General features: G+C 69.6%; 18 protein-coding genes and 2 pseudogenes. 12 read left to right on the forward strand and 8 right to left on the reverse strand.

Going from position 1 to position 22257, the window contains the following annotated elements; genetic code table 11:
* Positions 1 to 213: 213 nt before the first annotated feature.
* Positions 214 to 912, reverse strand: a pseudogene (locus ACR2FV_RS00100) (GNAT family N-acetyltransferase); the annotation flags it as partial.
* A 122-nt stretch (positions 913 to 1034) separates the two neighbouring features.
* Positions 1035 to 2513 (reverse strand): KamA family radical SAM protein, encoded by a 1479-nt coding sequence (locus tag ACR2FV_RS00105; protein ID WP_434013696.1) that lies wholly within the window; start codon positions 2511 to 2513, stop codon positions 1035 to 1037.
* Positions 2514 to 2595: 82 nt separating this feature from the next.
* On the opposite strand from ACR2FV_RS00105, the gene ACR2FV_RS00110 reads away from it, so the two are divergent.
* From ACR2FV_RS00110 to ACR2FV_RS00130, 5 genes are read left to right on the forward strand one after another with little or no spacing between them, the layout of a single operon-like run.
* Positions 2596 to 3693, forward strand: a complete 1098-nt coding sequence (locus ACR2FV_RS00110) for an L-erythro-3,5-diaminohexanoate dehydrogenase (RefSeq protein WP_434013697.1) — start codon at positions 2596 to 2598, stop codon at positions 3691 to 3693.
* Positions 3690 to 5330: an amidohydrolase gene (locus ACR2FV_RS00115; RefSeq protein WP_434013698.1), complete on the forward strand. Its 1641-nt coding sequence runs from the start codon at positions 3690 to 3692 to the stop codon at positions 5328 to 5330. Before ACR2FV_RS00110 ends, ACR2FV_RS00115 begins: the two co-directional genes overlap by 4 nt.
* A complete protein-coding gene (locus tag ACR2FV_RS00120) occupies positions 5327 to 6940 on the forward strand; it encodes a lysine 5,6-aminomutase subunit alpha (RefSeq protein ID WP_434013699.1) in 1614 nt (537 codons plus the stop codon). The genes ACR2FV_RS00115 and ACR2FV_RS00120 overlap by 4 nt, the downstream gene beginning before the upstream one ends.
* Entirely contained in the window at positions 6937 to 7677 is a 741-nt protein-coding gene (locus tag ACR2FV_RS00125; protein WP_434013700.1) for an OAM dimerization domain-containing protein, read from the forward strand. The genes ACR2FV_RS00120 and ACR2FV_RS00125 overlap by 4 nt, the downstream gene beginning before the upstream one ends.
* Positions 7674 to 8087: a hotdog domain-containing protein gene (locus tag ACR2FV_RS00130; protein WP_434013701.1), complete on the forward strand. Its 414-nt coding sequence runs from the start codon at positions 7674 to 7676 to the stop codon at positions 8085 to 8087. The genes ACR2FV_RS00125 and ACR2FV_RS00130 overlap by 4 nt, the downstream gene beginning before the upstream one ends.
* On the opposite strand, the pseudogene ACR2FV_RS00135 reads toward ACR2FV_RS00130, so the two are convergent.
* A pseudogene (locus ACR2FV_RS00135) lies at positions 8084 to 9283 on the reverse strand (DUF2254 domain-containing protein). The gene ACR2FV_RS00130 and the pseudogene ACR2FV_RS00135 sit on opposite strands and share 4 nt — an antisense overlap.
* 476 nt (positions 9284 to 9759) lie before the next feature.
* On the opposite strand from ACR2FV_RS00135, the gene lnt reads away from it, so the two are divergent.
* From lnt to ACR2FV_RS00150, 3 genes are read left to right on the forward strand one after another with little or no spacing between them, the layout of a single operon-like run.
* Positions 9760 to 11280, forward strand: a complete 1521-nt coding sequence (gene lnt / locus ACR2FV_RS00140) for an apolipoprotein N-acyltransferase (protein WP_434013702.1) — start codon at positions 9760 to 9762, stop codon at positions 11278 to 11280.
* Positions 11277 to 12068, forward strand: a complete 792-nt coding sequence (locus tag ACR2FV_RS00145) for a polyprenol monophosphomannose synthase (protein WP_434013703.1) — start codon at positions 11277 to 11279, stop codon at positions 12066 to 12068. Before lnt ends, ACR2FV_RS00145 begins: the two co-directional genes overlap by 4 nt.
* A complete protein-coding gene (locus ACR2FV_RS00150; RefSeq protein WP_434013704.1) occupies positions 12047 to 12616 on the forward strand; it encodes an FxsA family protein in 570 nt (189 codons plus the stop codon). Before ACR2FV_RS00145 ends, ACR2FV_RS00150 begins: the two co-directional genes overlap by 22 nt.
* A 98-nt stretch (positions 12617 to 12714) precedes the next feature.
* Here the strand turns inward: ACR2FV_RS00150 and ACR2FV_RS00155 are convergent, their stop codons facing one another.
* Both ACR2FV_RS00155 and ACR2FV_RS00160 read right to left on the reverse strand, forming a co-directional pair.
* Positions 12715 to 13074, reverse strand: coding sequence for an RNA polymerase-binding protein RbpA (locus ACR2FV_RS00155; protein WP_434013705.1), 360 nt, complete (start codon positions 13072 to 13074; stop codon positions 12715 to 12717).
* 249 nt (positions 13075 to 13323) lie between these two features.
* The gene (locus ACR2FV_RS00160) at positions 13324 to 14709 is read right to left on the reverse strand and encodes an MFS transporter (RefSeq protein WP_434013706.1); all 1386 of its coding nucleotides are present in this window, start codon (positions 14707 to 14709) and stop codon (positions 13324 to 13326) included.
* 120 nt (positions 14710 to 14829) lie between these two features.
* Here ACR2FV_RS00160 and ACR2FV_RS00165 point away from each other — a divergent pair, with 120 nt between their 5' ends.
* Positions 14830 to 15012 carry a CsbD family protein gene (locus tag ACR2FV_RS00165; RefSeq protein ID WP_434013707.1) on the forward strand — a complete coding sequence of 61 codons (183 nt, stop codon included), beginning with the start codon at positions 14830 to 14832 and terminating at the stop codon, positions 15010 to 15012.
* 33 nt (positions 15013 to 15045) lie between these two features.
* On the opposite strand, the gene ACR2FV_RS00170 is transcribed toward ACR2FV_RS00165, so the two are convergent.
* From ACR2FV_RS00170 to ACR2FV_RS00180, 3 genes are read right to left on the reverse strand one after another with little or no spacing between them, the layout of a single operon-like run.
* A complete protein-coding gene (locus ACR2FV_RS00170; RefSeq protein ID WP_434013708.1) occupies positions 15046 to 16467 on the reverse strand; it encodes an AI-2E family transporter in 1422 nt (473 codons plus the stop codon).
* Positions 16468 to 16525: 58 nt separating this feature from the next.
* The gene (locus ACR2FV_RS00175; protein ID WP_434013709.1) at positions 16526 to 17356 is read right to left on the reverse strand and encodes a D-hexose-6-phosphate mutarotase; all 831 of its coding nucleotides are present in this window, start codon (positions 17354 to 17356) and stop codon (positions 16526 to 16528) included.
* Positions 17357 to 17366: 10 nt separating this feature from the next.
* Positions 17367 to 17738 (reverse strand): single-stranded DNA-binding protein, encoded by a 372-nt coding sequence (locus tag ACR2FV_RS00180; protein ID WP_434013710.1) that lies wholly within the window; start codon positions 17736 to 17738, stop codon positions 17367 to 17369.
* A gap of 352 nt (positions 17739 to 18090) precedes the next feature.
* On the opposite strand from ACR2FV_RS00180, the gene ACR2FV_RS00185 reads away from it, so the two are divergent.
* The 3 genes from ACR2FV_RS00185 (at position 18091) to ACR2FV_RS00195 (ending at position 21966) form a co-directional block, all read left to right on the forward strand.
* On the forward strand, positions 18091 to 19719 hold the full coding sequence (locus ACR2FV_RS00185) for a DUF4331 domain-containing protein (protein ID WP_434013711.1): 1629 nt from the start codon (positions 18091 to 18093) through the stop codon (positions 19717 to 19719).
* An 85-nt stretch (positions 19720 to 19804) separates the two neighbouring features.
* A complete protein-coding gene (locus tag ACR2FV_RS00190; protein ID WP_434013712.1) occupies positions 19805 to 20653 on the forward strand; it encodes a class F sortase in 849 nt (282 codons plus the stop codon).
* Positions 20650 to 21966: a tetratricopeptide repeat protein gene (locus ACR2FV_RS00195; protein WP_434013713.1), complete on the forward strand. Its 1317-nt coding sequence runs from the start codon at positions 20650 to 20652 to the stop codon at positions 21964 to 21966. The genes ACR2FV_RS00190 and ACR2FV_RS00195 overlap by 4 nt, the downstream gene beginning before the upstream one ends.
* Positions 21967 to 22257 lie beyond the last annotated feature (291 nt).

A 22257-nucleotide genomic window follows, 5' to 3' on the forward strand; every position in this document is an offset into this window, starting at 1 on the left:
CCGCCCTCACCCTCCTCACCGATCAGCCAAACCCTGGTCACCCCGCGAACAACGAGGTCATCTCGATACCCACCAACCTAGAACACACGTCTGACATACCCGCCCCGTCAGACCGTGCCCTGTGGACAACAGGACGAGCAGGCACGGGGTGTGGACAGCAGGTGCCAGAAGAGATCTGAGGGTGGGGAATCCGGGAACCAGGGTCTCGAAGTGTCAGTGCTGCGGTGCGGTGAGGTAGACGTAGTCGTGATGCCGCTCGAAGCCGAGAGCCTTGTAGAGCGCGATCGCAGCCCCGTTGTCGACTTCGACCTGCAGGTGCAGCCGCCTTATCCCACCCTGCGTCGCCGCACGGACCAGCGCCGCGGTGATCAGTCGTCCGGCCCCACTGCGTCGACGGGCAGGATCCACCCACACCGCCGCGAGTCCACCCCATCCGTCTGCGATCCCCAGACGCCCGATAGCCCACACATCGCCGTCCTCCTCAGGCGCCCCCGACCAGGCGAAGATCTGGGCCGGCGACCCTGTGAGCACCTCTTCGCTCGCGCCAGGCATGAGGGCGCGACTGCGACCGTATGCCGTGAGCCACCGAGGAGGAAGCGCCGTGGCGAGGTTGACCGGTCCGAGGTCGACCTCGGAGCATCGCTGCAGGACTCGGGCCGTAGGCGCCACCATGACGTGCGCCGCACTGTGTGCCCGACATCCCCGGTCCAGGGCAGCCTCGACCACCGGATCCACCCGCCGACGGACGTCGAAGCCGACCGGACCCGTCCGCACGATCCTTAATGGCAGCTCGCGTTCGGCATACCAGGCAGCGGCCGCGTCCATCGCGGCCTCGACGGGCCGACCCGGATCGGCGGAGGTCAGCGCGGCGTTGGCCCGGTTGGTGAAGCCCCCCGACGCGCGGAGAACCCACCCACCGAGGCGCTGCTACTCCACAGCGGGCCAGGTCTGTGCCATCGCCGACTCGAGGCCAGGAAGGCTGGAGTCGGTGGTTGCCGGGCTCATCCCCGGACTCTAGAGCCGCGCGGCGGCCCTCAGTGCACGAGCTGGTCGACCGAGGCCTGACGGCTGGTGGCGGCCTGTGTCACGGCGGCCTGATGCAGAGCCGCGCTGTCGGCGCCGGCACCGTGCTCGCGCCACCAGTCCTGACCTGATGAGGGCAGGGTGTCGATGGGGTCGTAGTACGCGTACTCGGCGCTGGTGACGTCGACGTTCTCGGACTCGATCGAGGTGCGGTAGTTCTTGCGCCAGTAGGAGATGCCGCGCTCGGTATCGTAGGTGTCGACCTGGTGCACCCATCGCTTGCCGACGAAGGGCACGTCGCAGACGATCCGCGGGGTTGCGAAGCCGGGCAGGTAGCCCATCATCGCGTGCTGCAGATGCTGCGCGTGTGCCAGGGAGACTCGCCAGTGCTCGGCGAAGGGGATCATGTCGCACATGTAGAAGTAGTAGGGCGTCACTGAGGCACCGTCGGACAGCGCGAAGCACAGGTCGAGCAGGTCGTGCGTCGTGTCGTTGACCCCGCGCATCAGCACCCCTTGGTTGCGCACATCGCGCACGCCCGCCTCCAGCATCGCCCGGGACGCCTGTGCCACCAGCGGGGTCACGGACTGGGCACTGTTGACGTGGGTGTGGATCGCCAGACCGGCGCCCCGCGAGCGGGCCTTGGCCGACACCCGGGCCACGCCCTCCACCGTCTCCGGCACAAGCCAGTGCTGCGGCAGCCCCATCAGCGCCTTGGTCGCCAACCGGACGTCCCTGATCGTGTCGATGTCGAGCAGCCGGTCCAGGAAGGACTCCAGGCTCTTCCACGGCATGTTGGCGACGTCGCCACCGGAGACGACCACGTCGCGCACCCCGGGGGTGGCGCGCAGGTAGTTCAGCATCGCCTCGTGCCGGTCGGCCGGCTTGCCGGCCAGCTTGAGCTTGAGCACCGTAGGCGTGGAGTTGCCGACCAGGTCCATCCGTGTGCAGTGCCCGCAGTACTGCGGGCAGGTCGGCAGCAGCTCGGCGAGCACCTTGGTGGGATAGCGGTGGGTCAGACCCTCGGCGACCCACATGTCGTGCTCGTGCAGTGAGTCACGGGTGGCGTAGGGGTGGGAGGGCCAGTCGGTGCGCCGGTCGGAGAAGACCGGCAGCATGTAGCGCCGCACCGGGTCGGCGTAGAAGGCGGCGGTGAACTCCGCGCCTGCGACGGGCATCCGCCCCGGGTCGCCGAACCGCCCCCACGTCATCTCGCTGACCATGGTGTTGAGCATCTGGGGAGGCAGCAGCATCGACATGGTCGCCCGCTCGGCCTGGTCCCGCTGCAGGTCGGCATAGAAGTCATCGGTCAGCAGGTCGCCCATCACGCCACGCAGCTGGCCGACGTTCTTGACGCAGTGCGCCCGCTGCCACTGCACATCGGACCACTCCTGCTCGGTCACCTCCCGCCACCCCGGGTAGCGGGTCCAGTCGGGCTCCACGACCTCACACTGCTGATACCGGTAGGGTTGCTCGATCTTTGCGGTCATAGGTGACATGCTACGGACACCTTCCCGCGAAAGCGAGGTATTGCGGGACGATCTGCTGCTGCGTGTCGATTATGGAGGATGTATGCCGGTTACGTCGCCCTACGGGTTGCATCGGGTGCTGGAGCCCTCGGGCGCCTCCGTGACGCTGCCGCAGACCGCGCAGCGACTCGACGACGACCCACGGGTCGGCGAGGACGAGGTGCGCATCGACGTCGAGTTGCTCAACCTCGACGCGGCCTCCTACCACCAGCTCGCCGTGAGCCACCGGTGCGTCAACGGTGAGGACACCCCGGTTGACGGGGCTGCGGTCCGCGCCGAGGTGCTCGACATCGTGCGTGCCCGCGGCAAGATGCAGAACCCGGTCACGGGCTCCGGGGGCATGCTGATCGGCACCGTGGCCGAGGTAGGACCGCACAGTCCGCTCGGTCTGCGGGTCGGCGACCACGTCGCCACCCTGGTCTCGCTCTCGCTGACGCCGTTGCGGATCACCGACGGACTGCGCCGCTGGGACGGGCTGGGGGAGCGGGTGCCCGCTGCCGGGCACGCCATCCTGTTCGGACGCTCCATCGCAGCCCGCCTGCCCGAGGACCTCGACCCCGAGCTGGCGCTGATGGTGATGGACGTGTGCGGTGCCCCCGCGTTGGTCTCCCGCGTGGTCGGTGAGTATGCCGAGCGCACCGGTCGAGCGCCGACCGTCCTGGTGCTCGGGGGGGCGGGCAAGTCGGGGTCGCTGTCTCTCGCGGCGGCGGGCCGCGTCGGGGCCGGTCGCCGCATCGCGGTGGTGCGGAGCGAGGGCGAGGCGCAGGCACTGCGCGACACCACCTTGGCCGAGGTCGTGGTGGTGGCGGACGCCCGAGCCCCGCTGGCCCTGCACGACGCCGTGGTCGCCGCCGGGGGACCGGCCGACGTCACCGTGGTGTGTGTGGACGTGCCCGGGTGCGAGCAGCCGGCGATCCTGGCCACCGCCCAGGGAGGCACGATCGTCTTCTTCTCGATGGCCACCCAGTTCGCCGCGGCCGCGCTCGGGGCCGAGGGGCTGGCGGCCGACGTGACCATGCTGGTGGGCAACGGCTACGCGCCCGGTCACGCCGACTACGCGCTGACGCTGCTGCGGGAGGAGGCCGACGTCCGGGCCCTGTTCGAGGCGCGACTGGCCGACGAGCACACTGGGGCACCATGAGCCACCCCGCGCGGACCCTGATCCGCAACGCCACCCTGCATACCGGCACCGACCTGGACCAGGACGGCAGGGCCGGCGCTCTGCTGACCGAAGGTGAGCGCATCGTCTGGATCGGCGACACGGCCCGGACGCAGGCATGGGGTGACGGCACCGACGACGTGGACGAGGTGCTCGACGTCCAGGGGGCGCTGGTCACCCCCGCGTTCTGCGACGCCCACGTGCACCTGACGATGACCGGCCAGGGCCTGGACGGGATCGACCTGTCCGGCACCCGCTCCGTGGGGGAGGTGCTGCGCCTGATCGAGTCGGCCGCACGGCATACCCGGGGCCGTCCGATCTATGCCCACTCCTGGGACGAGACCCGGTGGGTCGAGCGGCGTGCCGTGACCGCCACCGAGCTGGACCGTGCCACCTACGGCGGGGTGGTCTACATGCCGCGCGTCGACGCCCACTCGGCCAGCGTGTCCTCGGCGATGGCGGCCGTGGGCCGGGTGCACGGGCTCGACGGCTGGGACGGCCACGGCGTGGTGACCCGGGAGGCGTTCACCGCGGTGACCAACGCGTTCACCTCCGGGATGACGGTGCAGGACCGCGAGCACTACCTGGACCTCGCGCTGCGCGCGGCGGCCGAGACCGGCCTGGGCCTGGTGCACGAGACCGGCGCCGAGCACATGACCTCCTTCGACGACGTGCAGCACGTGCTGGACGCGGGCCGCCGGCCTGGTCGCACCGCCACCGTCGCCTACTGGGGTCTGCGGATGGACGATCCGGAGCAGGCCGCCGAACTGGCCCGGCACCTGGGGGTGCTCGGCCTGGCGGGCGACCTGTGCGCCGACGGGTCCTTCGGCTCGCGCACGGCCCACCTGCGCGAGCCCTACTTGGACGACGACGGCCGACCCACACAGGAGCGCGGCTACGGCTACCTGAGCGTCCCGGAGATCCGCGACCACGTGGTGGCCTGCACCCGGGCCGGTCTGCAGGCAGGCGGGCACGTCATCGGCGACGCCGCGCTGGACACCATGGCCGAGGGCTTCCTGGCGGCCTCGCAGATCGTGGGGGTAGCGGCCATCCGGGCCGCGCGGCATCGCTGGGAGCACGTCGAGCTGCCCTCGCCCGAGGTGCTTGCCACGATGGCCGACCTCGGCATCTGGGCCAGCATGCAGCCGGCGTTCGACGCCGCATGGGGTGGCACCGAGGGCATGTATGCAGCTCGGCTGGGGGAGGCGCGGGCGCTGGCCGCCGTGCCGCTGCGGGACATGGTCGACGCCGGGGTGCGGGTCGCGCTGGGCTCGGACTCCCCGGTGACCCCGTTGGACCCGTGGGCCGGGGTGCGCGCCGCGCTCGGCCACCACAACCCCGACCAGCGCCTCACGGTGGCCGAGGCGGTCGCCGCACACACTCGGGGCGGATACGCCCTCGCCGACCGGGAGGGCGGGACACTGCGCGTGGGTGGCCCCGCGACCTACGTGATCTGGGACGACCCCGGCGCGGGGTCGGGCAGCGGTTGGACGGGGCCGCTCACCCCCGATCGACTGCCGGCCCTCACCGGGGAGCCGGGGGAGGCACTGCCCGTGTGCCGTCGCACCGTGATCGACGGACACCTGGCGTTCGACCGCGAAGGAGCCACCGCCCCGTGAGCACACCCGCCCCCCCGCCCCGCCTCGAGCTGGACCCGCAGACCCTGCGGCGAGCGCGCACCCTGGCGCGTCGGCTGGGCCGACCCGTGGTCGACATCGCCCGCACGCACACCACCGTGTCCGTGGAGCGGGCCACGCTGCGCCTGGCCGGGCTGAGCGGTGCCGACCACGAGCGCGTGCCGTGGGTCAACCACCTGGTCGACGCCGTGGTCGAGCAGACCGGGCTCGAGCACGGGGTGGCGGTCCCGGTCTGGGAGGCGCTGCGACGCGACAAGGCTCCAGACCTGCTGACCTTGGCACAGAAGGCGTCCAGCGGGGCGGTGACCTTCGGCATACCGGAGCAACGCGGGCAGCGGTCCCGGGCCTCCCGTGCCGCCACCGCGGCCGTGCGTCCGGGCATGCGCCGAATCGACCGGCAACGGAGCGCCCGCGACCGGCTGATCGCCCGGCACGGCGACCCGCCGCAACGCCCGTGGATCTATCTGATCGTGGCCACCGGCGACATCTACGAAGACATCCCGCAGGCCAAGGCCGCGGCTCGCGACGGTGCCGACATCATCGCGGTGATCCGCAGCACCGGGCAGTCGCTGCTGGACTACGTGCCCGAGGGCGCTACCCGCGAGGGCTTCGCCGGCACCTACGCGACGCAGCAGAACTTCGCGCTGATGCGGGCGGCGCTGGACGAGGTGTCCAGGGAGCTGGGCCGCTACATCCGGCTGACCAACTACGCCTCCGGGCTGTGCATGCCGGAGATCGCCACCCTGGCCGGTCTGGAGCGGTTGGACATGATGCTCAACGACTCGATGTACGGCATCCTCTTCCGCGACATCAACCCCATCCGCACCTTCGTCGACCAGCGATTCTCCCGCCAGATCCACGCCCGCGCCGGCATCGTGATCAACACCGGGGAGGACAACTACCTGACCACCGCCGACGCCATCGAGGCCGCGCACACGGTCACGGTCTCGCAGCTGATGAACGAGTACTTCGGCAAAGAGGCCGGGCTGGCCGACTGGCAGCTAGGGCTTGGGCACGCCTTCGAGATCAACCCCGACCTGCCCAACTCCTTCCGGACCGAGCTGGCGCACGCGCTGCTGGCCCGACAGCTGTTCCCCGATGCACCACTGAAGTGGATGCCACCGACCAAGCACATGACGGGCGACGTGTTCAAGGGCTACCTGCTTGACGGGTTCTTCAACCTTGCCGGGGCGATGACCGGACAGTCGATCCTGCTGGTCGGCATGATGACCGAGGCCGTGGTCACGCCGTTCCTGTCCGACCGGGGGCTGGCTCTGAACAACGTGCGTTACGTCCTGGGAGCTGCCGGTGGGCTGACCGAGGACTTCCGGCCACCCCCCGACGGCTACATCCAGCGACGGGCCCGACAGGTCCTGGCCGAGGCGGTGGAGCTGCTCGATCGGATCACCAGCGAACGCGCCCCGCGCGGGTCGGCACCCCTGCTCGAGGCCATCGCCGACGGCACCTTCGGGCACATGAAGCGACCCGCCGACCAGGGCAAGGGTCTGGAGGGTGTGGCGCGCAAGGCCGACGACTACGACAACCCGGCGCTGGCGCTGCTGGAGGCCGACGGCTGGGGAGGTGCCCGGTGAGCCAGATCGTGCGTCCCTACGGCGACAGCACGGGCGACGGCATGGTGCAGGTCTCCTTCACCCTGCCGGTGCCGCACGACAAGCGGGCCGAGGGGGCCGCCCTGCAGCTGGCGGCCAAGATGGGGCTGGCGCCCGCGATGCTGGTGCACGCCGCGGCGATGGGTGAGGCACACACCTTCTTCGTCGTCTACGGCAGCGCAACCCACCTGGTCGACCTGTCCGCCGTCCAGGTCGTCGAGCGTGACTACCCCCTGCTGGCCGCCAAGGACGTCAACGCCACCATCAAGCGTGTGCTGCGGCGCCCGCTCGTGGTCGTGGGGGCCTGCATCGGCACGGACGCGCACACCGTCGGCATCGATGCCATCCTCAACATCAAGGGTTTCGCCGGGGAGAAGGGGCTGGAGTACTACACCGAGATCCAGGTGGTCAACCTCGGTGCCCAGGTGCTGGTGCCGGACCTGGTCCACCGAGCCCGGGATGCCGGTGCCGACGCCGTGCTGGTCAGTCAGGTGGTCACTCAACGCGACGCGCACCTGCACAACACCCGTCAGATGTCCGCCGCGTTCCGGGAGGCCTACCCGCAGGGGGAGGTGCCCGTGCTCGTCGCCGGCGGCCCGCGCTTCGACGAGAGCGCTGCTGCCGATCTCGGGGTCGACCGGATCTTCGGGCGAGGCACCACACCCTCGGAGGTAGCCTCCTACCTCGTGCACTCGCTGACCGCGAAGGAGCGCCTATGACTTCGGCCGCCGCGCCCGCCAAGGTGGGGATGAGCGTGACCCACCGGCGCTACGTCCCCGCCTCGCACGCGCACTACGCAGGTGACCTGGTCGACGGGGCCTACAGCCTGGGACTGTTCGGCGACGTGGCCACCGAGCTGTGCATCCGCACCGACGGCGACGAGGGGCTGTTCGCCTCCTACAGCGACGTGCAGTTCCTCGCGCCGGTCCGGGCGGGGGACTGCCTGGAGATCACCGCGACGCTGACCAGGGTCGGCCGGCGCAGCCGGGAGATGGCCTTCTCGGTGCTCGTGACCGCCCGCGGCAACCCGCACCGGGGGGAGTCAGCAGCCGACGCCCTGGACCCGCCGGTCCCGGCCACGACCGCCCAGGGGGTCGTGGTGGTGCCGACCATCGAGCAGTCCACTTAGGAGGAGCCCCGAACCCGCTGGGCGACCTCGACGCGCTTGGCCTCGATAGTCTTCCGGTGCGGCTCCGTGGCTCCCACCGCGAGGTCGCTGAGAATCTCATCGATTCGGCACGGGATCTGCAGACCGGAGACGCCCCAGTGCGCGATCTCGTCGATGCACAGGCTGAGGTACTGCTCGAAAGACCACTCAGAGGTGACCAGCCGTACGACGTCGTTCTCATCCTGGTGCACCGGGTAGACGTCGTCGTTCTTCGCGATGCTCGTCAGCACGATGTGCAGCTCATTGAGCACCTGGACGGCGGTGGTCGGATCGTTGACGCCGGGCGACAGCGCCCGCTCGGCGATGTCCACGAGCTGGCGAAGCCCGAAGGTGGGGTCCTGCTCCGTGGTTCGCCGCCAGGACACGTCGACCTTGCCGTGCACGGCGCCCGACCAGGCCGTCCCGGTGTGATCCCCCCCGCCGTGCACGGTCACGACCGGAGTCCCCTGCGCCAGGTAGGTGCCGAGCGGATACAGGACCTCGATCCGTACATCGTGCTCGGCGCCCAGCGCGACCAGCGCCGAGTGATTGAGATTGGTGAGGTAGCCGGAGGAGGCGGTACCGACGACTGTGGGCAGTCCCATCGAGGGCAGTGGCCCAGGATCCTGGGTCTGGGAGGAGGTCCTGCTCGCGTCACTGCGCTTGAGCAGACCCATGACCTCCTTGCCGACAGTGTTGATGATCGTGTCCACGGAGATCGACTGGGTGATGTGGTGGATGAAGGCCAGGAACATGCCAACAGAGGCCAGCACCAGCAGGAACGACACGGTCACCGCGATCTGCGGCACGGAGGCCTGGCCCGCGCTCGAAGATGCGCTGACCGCGCGCAACACCGTGAGCGCCTAGATGAAGGAAGCGGCGAACACCCCCAGGGTGAACTGGGGCACCCGTTGATTCAGATAGGTGCGCAGCACCCGGGGCGAGAACTGGCTGCTGGCCAGCTGCAGGACCACGATGGTGATGGAGAAGACCAGACCGGTGATCGAGATCATCGCCCCGGCGATCGCGGACAGGAAGGTGCGCGCGCCGTCCGTGCCGGCCTGGAAAAGCAGGGGGACGTACTCGGCCAACGCCTCATCCACCTCGGGCAGCACGATTCCGGCCAGCAGGGCACCGACACACCACAGGGCGGGCACGACCCAGAACGGCTGAAACATTCTGCGCAGCGCCCGCTGCGCCGTGGCGCCTCGCTTCCAGGGAGGCGGTACGGGTGCTGCGGCCGGGGATATCCGAGAGATGGTCACTGGGCTGTTTCTACCCTAGCGGCCACCCCGGCACGTCGGCTCGTCGCGGCGACACGCCAGAGAAAGCAGATCCGACCTGATTCCTACCCCTGCTTTACCAAGCCTCTGACCTGGCAGTTTGTGCGTTCTTGCAGGTCAGGGAGGCGTTGACACCATGAGGTGGCGGACTAGGTTGGCTGTAGGTCCGTGACGGGATCCCTCGTGGCCTGGCTCCGGGGGCATCACCACCGTGCGACGACGGACAAGCCGTGGCCCGGGCACTCAGTAGACAACGGGCCCGCGTCGGCACCCTGTCGGCACGGTCCTGGCCCCAACGGAGCCTGGGCCACGGCTCACTCGGCGCGCTTGCGTTCAGGTGAGCTCCCACGGCGGTCACCTACAGTGTCCGCGTGCTGACCCGTCTGCTTTTCTCAGTCCTCGCAGGACTGTCCTGGTGGTTGGCCTTCCCCTCGATGAACCTGTGGCCGCTGGCCATCCTGGGCAGCGGGGCGATCGTCGGGGCTCTGTGTGGGGTGAGCACGGCCCGCGGTGTGCTGCTGGGCCTGGTCGCGGGGTTGTCCTGCTTCGTGCCGTTGCTGTCCTGGTCGGGCATCTATGTCGGTGCGCTGCCGTGGCTGTCCCTGGCCACTCTCAGTGCGCTCTACGTCGCGGCGTTCGGTGGGCTTGCGGCATATCTGCAGCGCAGTGGCGACCCCGCCCGGGTGCGGCCGTTGGCTGTGGCGTTGGCCTGGGTAGCCGCGGAGTGGGCCCGTGCGACCACGCCCTTCGGTGGGTTCCCGTGGGCCCGGCTCGGCTTCAGCCAGGCAGACTCGCCCGTGGTCGGTGTCGCCCGCTGGCTGGGGGTCCCGGGGGTCGGCTTCGTCGTTGTTCTCGTCGGAGCGCTGCTTGCCCTCGGGGTGCAGGCCTGGCTGCGCGACCGTCGTCCGCTGCGAGCCGGTGGCGCGTTGCTGCTCGCCGTGACGCTGCTGCTGGGCCCGATGCTGGTGCCGCGGCCCGTCGACGGGACGCCGGTGCAGGTGCTCGGCATCCAGGGCAACGTGCCCGAGCTGACCCTGGAGTTCAACGCGCAGCGTCGCCAGGTGCTGGACAACCACGTCGAGACCACGCTGGCGGCCGCCGAGCAGGTGGCAGCAGGCGAGCTCCCGCAGCCCGATCTGGTGCTCTGGCCGGAGAACGCCTCCGACATCGACCCACTGCGCAATGCCGACGCGGCAGATGTCATCACCGCCGCCGTCACGGCGATCGATGCCCCCGTCGTGGTGGGCGGCCTGCTCGAGGAGCCGGGAGCCAACGTCTCCAACGTCAGCCTGCTCTACCTGCCGGGGGAGGGGCCGCCGGTGGACCGCTACACGAAGCGGCGGCCGGTACCGTTCGCGGAGTACATCCCCTACCGGGGATTCTTCCGGGCGATCACCACGAAGGTGGACCTGGTGCCCCGTGACTTCGTGGCCGGTGACGGCGTGGGCCTGCTCGAGGTGCCCACCGCCGACGGAGTGCTGCCGTTGGGGATCGGCATCTGCTTCGAGGTCGTCATCGACGACGTCATGCGGGACAGCGTCCGCGCCGGTGCGGAGGTGATGGCGATCCCGACCAACAACGCGACCTTCGGTCTCACCGACGAGTCCGTGCAGCAGCTCGCGGCCTCGCGGGTCATGGCGATCACGCTAGGGCGGCCCATCGTGCACGCGAGCACCGTGGGGGTCAGCGCCCTGGTGGCGCCGGACGGCTCGGCCAGCGAGCAGACCGAGCTGTTCACCCGCGACATCATCAGCGGCTCGGTGCCGCGCCGCACCGAGCTGACCCCGGCCGTGCGGCTCGGGGCCTGGCCCCAGAGCGCCGCGGTAGGGATGCTCGCGCTGGCTCTGGTCTGGACCGTGCGGACTCGCCGCCGGGAGCGCGGGACGGTATGACGACTGCTCACCCGGCAGCACTGGGCAAGGTCTGTGTCCTGGTGCCGACCTACAACGAGCGGGAGACCCTGCCGGCGCTACTGCACGCGCTGCACGCGCAGGTCGACGCCGTCGACCTCGATGTGCTCGTCATCGACGACGACTCGCCGGACGGGACGGGCGAGCTGGCCGAGCAGGTCGCCGCACGGGATCCTGCGGTCCGGGTGCTGCACCGCAGCGGCAAACACGGGCTGGGGCGCGCCTACCTCGCCGGGTTCGCGTGGGCTCGGGCACAGGGCTACGACACCGTCGTGCAGATGGACGCCGACGGCTCGCACCAGCCGGTCGAGCTCCCGAGTCTGTTGCGGGCCGCACGCGACGCGGACGTGGTGATCGGGTCGCGGTGGGTCCCGGGCGGGTCGGTGCGCAACTGGCCCTGGCACCGACGGGCGCTCAGCGTGGGGGGCAACCTCTACACCCGTCTGTTGCTCGGCATACCGGTGCGCGACTCGACCGCGGGCTTCCGGGTCTACCGGATGACGGCGCTGGCGGTCATGGGGCTGGAGGACGTGGCCTCCCAGGGGTACTGCTTCCAGGTCGACCTGACCCTGCGTGCCATCGACAGCGGCTTGTGCGTGACGGAGGTGCCCATCGAGTTCGTGGAACGGGAGGTGGGGGCCTCCAAGATGGGGGGTGACATCGTCCGCGAGGCCCTCCTGCGCGTGACATGGTGGGGTGTGCAGCGGCGCCGACGACAGGTGACCGACAGGTTGACCCGGGAGGTGTCATGGCATCGAGCGACCGAGTAGGTCCTACCGGCCCCCGTCGCGGACGGCGCTTCGGCCGATGGGTCGTCGCCGCGTTGCTGCTGGTGCCCCTGATCGAGATCGTGCTGATCGTCTTCGTGGGTCAGCAGATCGGTCCCTGGTGGACATTCGGGCTGCTCCTGGCCATGTGCGTGCTGGGGGCCTGGTTGGTGCGACGAGAGGGTGGTCGCACCTGGCGGGCGCTGCAGACCGCTGTCCGGGGGGGCCAACCACCCGCGAAGGAGCTCACCGACGCCGCCCTTGTGCTCGTCGGCGGCACCATGCTGCTGACGCCGGGCTTCCTCACCGACCTCGTCGGGCTCTTCCTGGTGCTGCCGCTCACGCGACCCCTGACCCGGGTCTGGCTGCAAGCCGTGGTGGCCAGCCACCTGCTCGGCCCGGCGACGCACTCCGGGGAGGGCAGCCCCCGAGGTTCCGGGCAGCGGCGCCGGCGCTTCTCGGGCGAGGTCGTCGAAGGGGAGATCGTGCAGGACCCTGCGCCCGGGGAGTCACCGGACGATCACCCGGGCTCACCCGGATCAGCAGTGTGACACAACGCCTCGGCATGGTTGTCGACCGATGACTCGCCTGGCGCTGCTGACCGACAGAAGGCCCGCCGGAGTACTCCGGCGGGCCCCATATCGAAGGTTCAGGCGCTCCGACGGCGCGCGGGCTTCTCGCCGCGCTTCTCGCGCAGCAAGCTCAGCCGCTCCTCCAGCAGCTCTTCCAGCTCGGGAACCGAGCGGCGCTCCAGCAGCATGTCCCAGTGGGTCCGCTGGTGCTTGGTGGCCTTGGACTCCTGCTCGGGGCCGTCGTTGAGCTTGGCCTCCAGGCCACACCGGCACTCCCAGACCGAGGGCACGTCGGCCTCGACCGAGAACGGCAGCTCACTCACGTGCCCCTCAGGGCAGGTGTAACGGGTGATCGTGCGCTCACTGAACGTAACGCCCTCATCACTCTCGAAGGACAGCCAACTCAAGTTGGTGCCTCGCAATGACCTCTCAGCCATGTGTCACTCCCCTCGTGTCCCGGACACGGTTCGGATGGTAGAACTCGACTGCTCAACGCATGCGCAGAGTCAGGTGTTCCCGGCCAGCGCGGTGCTCGCTTCGACGGGCGGTCACCGACCGGACCACGTCCACGAAGATGACGACCGACGATGTCGCCCCGACCCCGCTGGTGTAGAACAGCGTCTAAATGTAGCGGCTGGCCGACGAATCGGCCAGCGGAAGGATCGGGCTCGGTCGTCGCGGAGGCCTCAGACGACGGCGGGCTGTTCGTTGCCGGCATCTGCGATCCCGCGGCGCATGTCGACCCTGGCCAGCAGAAGTCCACCGACGACGAAGAAGGCGATCAGCGCCAGGATTGCCGGGCGGTAGGACCCGGTGAGCTGGAAGATCAGCCCGAAGGCCAGGGTGCCCAGCCAGCTGGTCCCGCGCTCCATGGCCTGGTAGAAGCTGAAGAACTCCGACTCGCGCCCCTGGGGCACCAGCTGGCTGTACATCGATCGCGACAACGCCTGCGTGCCACCGAGGACCACTCCGATGCAGACCGCGCAGACCAGCCACACGGCATACGCCCCGGCCGGGACCACAAAGGCGAAGGCGACCACGGCCGTCCACATCAGCAGACCGCTGAGCACCGTCCGTTTGGCCCCGAACCTGCCGGCCAGGTTGCCGAAGAGGAGGGCACCTCCGAAGGCGACGAACTGCACCACCAGGATGGTGATGATGAGCTGTCCGGACTCGAACCCCAGCTCCTCGGAGCCGTAGAGGCTGGCCGAGTAGATGACGGTCTGGATGCCGTCGTTGAAGAACAGGTAGGCCACCAGGAACAGCAGGGTCTGCGGGTAGAGCCGCATCTCACCGAAGGTGGCCCGCAGCTGGGTGAAGGCCCCGCGGACCACGCCCGCACCTCGAGCGACCGGCTCCAGCGTCGTCCCTCGGATGGAGCGCAGGCCGATGACCGGGATGAGGGTGAAGACCGCCCACCACAGGCCTGCCGAGAACAGGCTGATCCGGACCGCCATGCCCTGACTGACCCCGATGGTCTCGTGCAGCTGCAGCAGCCCGAGGTTGAGCGCGAGCAGGACCCCACCACCGAGGTAGCCCAGCGCCCAGCCCCGGGAGGAGACGCGGTCCCGGTCGTCGGGGTGGGCGATGCGCACCAGCAGGGCGTCATACACCACCGTCGAGGCGCCGAGGCACAGGTTGGCCACGATGATCAGCAGCACACCCAGCTCCCAGTTGGTGCCGACCAGGAAGAACATGCTCATTGCAGCAGCCGAGCCGACCCAGGCCAGCCCACCGAGCAGCCGGGTGGGTCGGGGAGTCCGGTCGGCGATGGCTCCGACGAACAGCAGTGCCAGTGCCGAGACGATGGTGGCCAGCGTGATCGTATAGGGGGCAAGGGAGCCGACGGCGATGGGTAAGCCGAGCACGGACAGGTTCTCGGCGCACCGCTGGCCCTCGGCCAGGTCCGGACACACGTCGGCCCGGGCGATCGCGGTCAGATAGGGGGAGATCAGCACGGTGCTCGTGGTGGTGACGTAGGCCGAGTTGGCCCAGTCGTACCACCCCCACGCCCGCTGGTGAGCTCGACTGCGCTCCTGCGACAGGTCGGTCCGCCCCGCACCCTGGGTCATGAGTGTCAGCCTCGCACACCGCGCGCGCAGCCGACGGGGTGGCTAAAGTGAAAAGTCGCCGGATCGTTCGAGGTGGCCACACCAGTGTCCGCCGGGCCCGGTCAACACGCAGGAGGCGTCATGGGTATCGGAGACAAGATGAGCAACAAGGCGGACGAGATGAAGGGCAAGGGCAAGCAGAGCGCCGGCGAGGCGAGCGGCAACGAGCAGATGCAGGCGGAGGGCAAGTCGGAGGAGACCGGGGCCAACGTCAAGCAGGTGGGGGAGAAGGCCAAGGACACCTGGAACGACGCCACCCGCTGAGCACCTGCGGCGCTCCTTAACGCCGAGCGGGCCTCAGCCCGACTTGAAGAGCCGCCGCCACAGGGCCTTCCACCAGGGCATCGCGCCCCGCTGGGAGGCCCTGGTCGGTCCCGGCTCGCTCGCAAGCTCCACCTGGGCGCCGGCGGCTTGCCGGTCCGGGGCAGGGGTGGCCGCTGCGACGTCGCTGACCCGCTCGGCCCGGCCCTCCTCCTGGGTCTGCCGGGCCAGCACCGCGCCATCCGGGGTGGCCACCGGAAGCCGGGCGGCATCCCGATCGCCCGTGCGCAGGTCGACCTGCTCGCTGATGTAGCGCAGCACCACGACCGTGCTGGCAGCGACCGGGACAGCGAGGAAGGCACCGACGATCCCGAACAGCGTGCTGCCGACGGTGATCGCCAGCAGCACGATGCCTGCGTGCAGGTCCATGGACTTGCTCTGCAGCACCGGCAGCAGCACGTTGCCCTCGAGCTGTTGCACGGCGAGCACGATGAGGAAGATGGCCAGGGCTGTCCCGGGGCCGTTGCTGACCAGGGCGACGAGCACGGCGAGGGCTCCGGCAATGAACGCTCCGACGACCGGGATGAAGGCTCCGAAGAAGGTGAGGATGGCCAGGGCGAAGGCCAGCGGCACTCCGAAGATCAGCAGTCCGGCAGCAATGAACACGGCGTCGATGAGCCCGACGAGAGCCTGCGTGCGGATGAACCCCGACACGGTGTTCCACACCCGCGACAGCACCTCGGTCAGGTGCAGTCCCGCCCGCCGCCCGGCGAACGAGCGCAGCCACGGCAGGAAGGCCGACCCGTCCTTCAAGAAGAAGAACGTGAGCACCAGCACCAGCAGGGTTGTGACCACGGCCGAGCCGACGGCCGCAACACCGACGAAGAGCCCGGAGGCGATGCCCCCGGCCTGGCCCTGCACCCACTCCCGTCCCCGGTCGACCAGGTCGCTGAGCTGGCTGCTGTCGACGTTGAACGGCGGCCCGGCCAGCCACTCCTCGACCGCGACCAGCCCCTCCCCGGCCCGGTCGACGACCTGGCCGCTCTGCTCGGCGATCGAGGGGGCGATCGCCACGCCGATCGCGGTGAGCAGGCCCAGACCGACGACCATCGTCACCGCTGCAGCAAGCCCGTCGGGCCACCCCCACTGCCTCAGCAGACGCGCGGCCGGCCACAGCACGGTGGTCAGGATCACCGCCATCACCACCGGGAAGACGCCGACCCATAACTGACCGACCAGCCACAGCAGGACGCCCGCCGCGACCAGCACGATGATGAAACGCAGCGACCAGGCGGCCAGGCTGCGCAGCCCGGAGCCGATGACCCCGCCGCGGTCCTGCCCGACGTTGGTCAGGGGTGCGGCCTCGCCGGGCGGGTCGGTGCTTGCGCCCGGGGTGGCGGGCGGCTGGTGGCCCGTCTGAGCCGCCGCGTCCGGCTCGGTTGTCGTTCGGGAACTCATGGGCAGGCATTCTCCTGGATCGGGGAAAGGAAGGAGGTCAAGGAGGTGCAGGCAACGGTCAACGACGCTGCGCTACGCCGATCCGCTGGCTCACCGTGTGCTCCTGACCTGGCTCGAGACGGACCCGACCGGGCCCGAGCGCAGCGGCCTCGACGCACACCATACGTCGCCATTCGTCGTCCGACATGTCGGACATGCCACCAGCCTTCTCGGCCCAGGGGTTCCAGATCACGGTCGCGGTGGTGCCCTCGGCGTGCACCGACAGGTCGCGGCCCAGCACCGGGTCGTGCACGGTCACCGGGCCGGGGGCGTGGTAGATCCGGTCGGTCTCGCCGGTCAGCCGCACGTCCCCGTCCTGGACCTGGTCCTCGTCGTTGACCTTGTCGTGGTAGTCCACGCCCGAGAGCCCCTTGATGGCGATCGCCTCGGCGTCGGCGACGTGCAGGTAGGTGTGCAGCGCAGCCTCGAAGTCGAAGGGGGAGCCCGAGCTGTTGCGGACCGTGAGCGAGACCCTCAGCTCCTCGTCGAGACGCACGTCGAGCTCGCACTCGAAGTTGTGCGGGAAGCGCTCGGTGGCCTCACCCCCCTGAAGGTCAGCGTGTGTGATCCGCCACCGCAAGGAGTTGGGTGTCTGCTCGTGCAGGCGCCAGCACGTCGTCCGCAGGAAGCCGTGGGATGGGCTGAGTTCACCGCTGGGACCGGCGGCGAACCACGGCCAGCAGACCGGCATCCCCCCGCGGATGGCCACACCTGTCTCATAATGAGACCGTTCGCTCACCCAGACGACGGGCACGCCGTGCCGCACCCACGAGGCGACGTGGGCCCCGTGGTCGTATGCGGTGAGCCGATCGCCGTTCGTGTGCAGGACCCTGGGGGTGAAGTCGGCCATGCAGCCGACCTTATGGCAACACCGGGGTGAGCTGCTCGACTTCCACCTCGTAGCGGGACAGGGTCACGGACCCGGCCCGGTAGAAACGTCGGCGCAGGGCACCGTGGACCTCGAGCCGAGCACCGAGGTCCAGCCGCTCGGTTACCTCCCGGGTCGGCGCGCTCCAGCACGCCAGGTCGACGGCGTCGACCCGGCGCCGAGCGGGCGGGGAAGCAGTGGGCCGGGCGGGCCGATCGAGGGTGATCCGCAGTGTGACCACGCGGTCGCCGCTGGGCATCTCGCGCTCGACCGGGGCACCCGTGACCCGACCGACGAGGTGGATCTCGTTGACGTCCGTCACTGGACTGCAGAGTGCCGGCTGCCCGGCAGCGTTGTGTGTCATGGTCCGAAGATGGGGCAGCCAGGCTCTCGGCGGCAGCCCCAGCGCGGCGCCTGTGGAAAAGTACGGTTCACGGGCAGGGGTGTGGACGGCGCGGGTTGCCTCGCCAATCCACGAAAGGGGTTCGCTACGAACCCCTCTTTTTGGGCATGGTAAAGAATTGGCCAAGTATGCTCGGGAAAGGGCAAAGAGCTACTGCCCCAAAGCCGGTAACGTTTTGGTAACAACGGTCTCGAACTCTCCGTTTCGGCTGACTCACTCTAGACATTTCCAGGAAATTGCCGCTACTCTTCCACCGTGTCTAAACCTGACACTCGCGTCCCCTGAACAAGGGGCGACACCGAGAGGAACGTTCATGTTTGCACCGCACAATGCTCGACGGCCGCGCAAGCGCGCAGCCCAGGCCATGGTGGCCACCGGGTCCGCTCTGCTGACGGTCGCCCTGGTGGGGAGCCTGACCAACGTGGCCGGGGCATCCAGCCACCGGGAGGCCCCGCTCATCGCCGACGACCCGGTCCACGACAACACCGACACCTATGCGTTCGTCAGCCCGGACGACCCCAGCACGGTCACCCTGATCGCCAACTGGTCGCCGTTCTCGGAGCCCAACGGCGGGCCGAACTTCTACCCGTGGGAGGACGGCTCGTGGTACGACATCCACATCGACAGCAACGGTGACGCGCTGCCGGACATCACCTACCGCTGGACGTTCACGACCGACGACCAGCGTGGTACCGACACGTTCCTGTACAACAACGGCCCGGTCACCTCGCTCAGCGACGAGACCCTGCTGTTCAAGCAGTCCTTCACGCTGACCAAGATCGCCGGCGAGGAGGAGACCGAGATCGCCTCCGGCCCGGTGGCCCCGTCCAACGTGGGCCCGGCCTCGATGCCGGACTACTCCGCGCTGCGGGACGAGGCCATCACTGATGGCGAGGGCGGCGGCCAGACCTACGCCGGCCAGGCCGACGATCCGTTCTTCCTTGACCTGCGGGTCTTCGACCTGATCTACGGCGGCGACCTGTCCGAGACCGGTGTGGACACCCTGGCCGGCTACAACGTCAACTCGGTCGCCCTGCAGGTGCCGATCGACGAGGTCGCCCTGAGCGGTGACTCGGCCACCAACCCGGTCGTCGGTGTCTGGAGCACCACGTCCAAGCAGAGCCTGTCCTTGGAGCCGGGCGCGGCCACCCCCGAGGGGGACTACGTGCAGGTTTCCCGTTTGGGTAACCCGTTGGTCAACGAGGTCGTCATCCCGGCGGGCCTGAAGGACGCCTTCAACGGGCTGACCCCCGACCAGGACGCGACCGTCGCCGACGGCGCCGTGCTGGACAAGGTGCTGGACCCTGAGCTGGCCCAGCTGATCGAGGCGATCTACGGGATTCCCGCCCCGGAGACGCCGCGTGAGGACATCCAGCAGATCTTCCTGACCGGCATCGCGAAGTCGACCGGACCGATCCAGGCCGATCTGAACTCCCAGGTGCTCAACGGTGACGTGGAGGCCGACGCGTTCGTCCCCTCGGAGATGCTGCGGTTGAACCTGACGGTTCCGCCGACCGCTGAGCCCTCCCGCCTCGGCGTGCTCGCCGGAGACCTGCAGGGCTTCCCCAACGGTCGCCGGCTGGCCGACGACGTGGTCGACATCGAGATCCAGGCCATCATGGGCGCCGCGCAGAGCGGCGAGCTCGTGCAGGCCCTGGCCACCGGTGACGGTGTGGACAACAACACCGCCGCCTTCGGTGACACCTTCCCGTACTTGGCACTGCCCAACACGGCGGCGGTCAACCAGGGCGAGGAGGGTTCGACCATGCCAGGTGGCGGGGTCTCGACCGGGTTCGGTGGCACGGCGACCGACAACGGGCTGCCCAGCTGGGTCCTGCTCACCGGGGCCGGCTCGCTGGTCCTGATGGGTGTCGGCGCAGGCTCGCTGCTGCGCGGTCGCCGCGAGCGGCTGGCCCCCACCGGGCCGGGCGCTGTGGCCTGATCAGCATCACCTGCTAGACAGGTCGAAGGGGGCGGGCCGCAAACCCGCCCCCTTCGATCAGCACCGCACCAAAGGAGAGTGACCCGTGATAGACCAGGACGACGGCCCGCGACATCGGGCGTCATCGGCCACGGCGGTTGTGGGGGAGTCCTGGTCCATGATCATGGTGGCTACCGGCATGGCCGCCCTGGCGTTGACCGTCTCAATGTTCCTCGGCTACCGCATCGGCACCGAGAGCACGGCGCAGGCCGGGCGTGCCGCGGCAGAGGCCGCACCCTACGCCGCCCCCGCGCAGCCCTTCCCGCCGAGCGGCGGTGACGTCGAGACCGACCCCATCACCACGGTGGCCGGCGCGCCCGTGGCTCAGGAGGTACCGGAGCCGGTGGCGGTCGAGCCGGTCTCCGCCAGTCGCGGAGCCTTGCCGCCGGTCACCCCGCCTGCTGACCGGGGCATGCTGCACGTGCCGCCGGTGCGGGTGCAGATCCCCGCGATCGGTGTGGAGTCCAACCTGGTCAAGCTGGGTCTGGCGGCTGACAACAGCCTGCAGGTGCCCAAGGACGCCAGTAAGGCCGGGTGGTACACCGGCGGTGCCTACCCAGGCGATGTCAGCGGGCCGCCGGCCCTCATCGTCGGGCACGTCGATGACCAGGAGGGCCCCGCCGTCTTCTACGAGCTCAACCAGTTGCGGGTCGGCGATGAGGTGCGTGTCCAGCGCACCGACGGCAGCACCGCGGTGTTCACGGTCTATGACTTCCAGCAGTACCCCAAGAACGCCCTGCCGACCGACGAGGTGTACCGCAACCGCAAGTCCTCTGAGTTGGTGCTGATCACCTGCACGGGGGACTTCGACGTCAACGCACACTCCTACCTGGACAACTATGTGGTCACCGCGCGGCTGGATCCGATGTTGACCAAGAAGGCAGCCCAGGGATGAGGCGCTCTGCCGCCCAGGTCTCGCTGGGGGCTGGCGCCGTCCTGCTCGCCGGCACTCTGCTCATCGGACCGCTGCTGGGGCCCGACGGCAGCTCGGCCTCACCCGAGCCGGTCGCGGCCTCGGCCGCACCGGCGGATGATCCGCTGGCCCGCAGCATCGCCGGCCTGCAGGATCAGCTGAAGGAACGAGAGGACGACGACGAGCTGTGGGCCCAGCTCGGTGGGGCTTACGTCGAGGCGGCCCGGGTCAGCGCCGACCCGTCCTACTACCCGAAGGCGCAGGGTGCCCTGGACAAGTCACTGGGACTGCTCAAGGAAGGCAATGACGACGCGCTGACCGCCCTGGGTGCGCTGGCCAACGCCCGGCACGAGTTCGCCGCTGGGGCCGACTGGGCCCGCCAGGCCCAGCAGGTCAACCCGGCCAACTCCACCTCCTGGGGGGTGCTGGCTGACTCCCTGGTCCAGCTGGGGGACTACGAGGGGTCCACCGCGGCCGTGCAGCAGATGCTGGATCTGCGCCCCGGCCTACCCGCCTACACCAGAGCCTCCTACGACCTGGAGCTGCACGGGCAGCGCGACCGGGCCCGCCAGGCTCTGGAGCTGGCCCTACGCGGCGCCTTCTCACCGGCGGACACCGCCTTCTGCCGCTACTACCTGGGCCAGCTCGCCTTCACCGGTGGCGACCTGGTCGAGGCGGGACATCAGTTCCAGACCGGACTGGAGGCCGTCCCGAACGACCCGACGCTGCTGGCGGGTCAGGCGCGTGTGCTTGCAGCCCGCGGTGAGCAGGACCAGGCGGTGGCAGCATACGAGCGTGTGGTCGCTGCTCGCCCGCTACCGGACTACCTCTTCGAGTACGCCACCTACCTGGAATCGCTGGGGCTCACCGAGGCGGCCGATGCCCAGTTCTCGGTCCTGGATGCCGCGCAAGCGCTGTTCGAGGCCAACGGTGTCCAGGACGACCTGACCTCGGCCCTGGTGGCGGCCGAGCGCGGCGACCCCAAAGCGGCGGTGCAGCACGCGCAACGGGAATGGAAGCTGCGCCACAATGTCGACGCCGCCGACGCGATGGCCTGGGCCCTGCACAGTGCAGGCCGCAACGAGCAGGCCCTGGGCTATGCCATCAAGGCCACCAAACTGGAGGGACCCAACGCCACATTCCTCTACCACCGGGGCATGATCGAGGCCGAGCTGGGAATGGACGCTGAGGCCCGGACCCACCTGAAGGCTGCGCTGGCCACCAACCCGCACTTCTCCCCCCTGCACGCACCAAAGGCCCGCGCAGCCCTCGACCGGCTGGGCGCGGGAGAGTGAAGAGGATCCGGCACGGCACCGTTCTGCGAAGGTATGCGGTCGCGCTCGTGCCGGTCCTGCGTGCGCACCTGGCGTCGACCGGCACCGCCGCAGGGGTCACCACTGCCACCGCGTAGCCGCGACGGCAGTTGCGAATCGCGGAGAGCGGGGCGCTTCTGGCGCACCCGTTGGGCAACTTCACCGTCAGTCACTACAACAGTCTCAGCCGCACCCCTGAGGGCATCGACCTGCTCGCTGGTCGACATCGCCGAGATCCCCACCCAGCAGAGATGTCGTCGATCGACACCGACG

This window comes from Ornithinimicrobium sp., from assembly GCF_051004135.1.
Taxonomy (GTDB): Bacteria; Actinomycetota; Actinomycetes; order Actinomycetales; family Dermatophilaceae; genus Ornithinicoccus.

Bases quoted from the DNA above. Each gene is read 5' to 3' on its own strand.
- ACR2FV_RS00170 (WP_434013708.1), bottom strand. From the start codon at position 16,467: ATGAGTTCCCGAACGACAACCGAGCCGGACGCGGCGGCTCAGACGGGC.
- ACR2FV_RS00115 (WP_434013698.1), top strand. From the start codon at position 3,690: ATGAGCCACCCCGCGCGGACCCTGATCCGCAACGCCACCCTGCATACC.
- ACR2FV_RS00145 (WP_434013703.1), top strand. From the start codon at position 11,277: ATGACGACTGCTCACCCGGCAGCACTGGGCAAGGTCTGTGTCCTGGTG.
- ACR2FV_RS00160 (WP_434013706.1), bottom strand. From the start codon at position 14,709: ATGACCCAGGGTGCGGGGCGGACCGACCTGTCGCAGGAGCGCAGTCGA.
- ACR2FV_RS00150 (WP_434013704.1), top strand. From the start codon at position 12,047: ATGGCATCGAGCGACCGAGTAGGTCCTACCGGCCCCCGTCGCGGACGG.
- ACR2FV_RS00105 (WP_434013696.1), bottom strand. From the start codon at position 2,513: ATGACCGCAAAGATCGAGCAACCCTACCGGTATCAGCAGTGTGAGGTC.
- ACR2FV_RS00185 (WP_434013711.1), top strand. From the start codon at position 18,091: ATGTTTGCACCGCACAATGCTCGACGGCCGCGCAAGCGCGCAGCCCAG.
- ACR2FV_RS00175 (WP_434013709.1), bottom strand. From the start codon at position 17,356: ATGGCCGACTTCACCCCCAGGGTCCTGCACACGAACGGCGATCGGCTC.
- ACR2FV_RS00195 (WP_434013713.1), top strand. From the start codon at position 20,650: ATGAGGCGCTCTGCCGCCCAGGTCTCGCTGGGGGCTGGCGCCGTCCTG.
- ACR2FV_RS00110 (WP_434013697.1), top strand. From the start codon at position 2,596: ATGCCGGTTACGTCGCCCTACGGGTTGCATCGGGTGCTGGAGCCCTCG.
- ACR2FV_RS00130 (WP_434013701.1), top strand. From the start codon at position 7,674: ATGACTTCGGCCGCCGCGCCCGCCAAGGTGGGGATGAGCGTGACCCAC.
- ACR2FV_RS00180 (WP_434013710.1), bottom strand. From the start codon at position 17,738: ATGACACACAACGCTGCCGGGCAGCCGGCACTCTGCAGTCCAGTGACG.
- ACR2FV_RS00155 (WP_434013705.1), bottom strand. From the start codon at position 13,074: ATGGCTGAGAGGTCATTGCGAGGCACCAACTTGAGTTGGCTGTCCTTC.
- ACR2FV_RS00165 (WP_434013707.1), top strand. From the start codon at position 14,830: ATGGGTATCGGAGACAAGATGAGCAACAAGGCGGACGAGATGAAGGGC.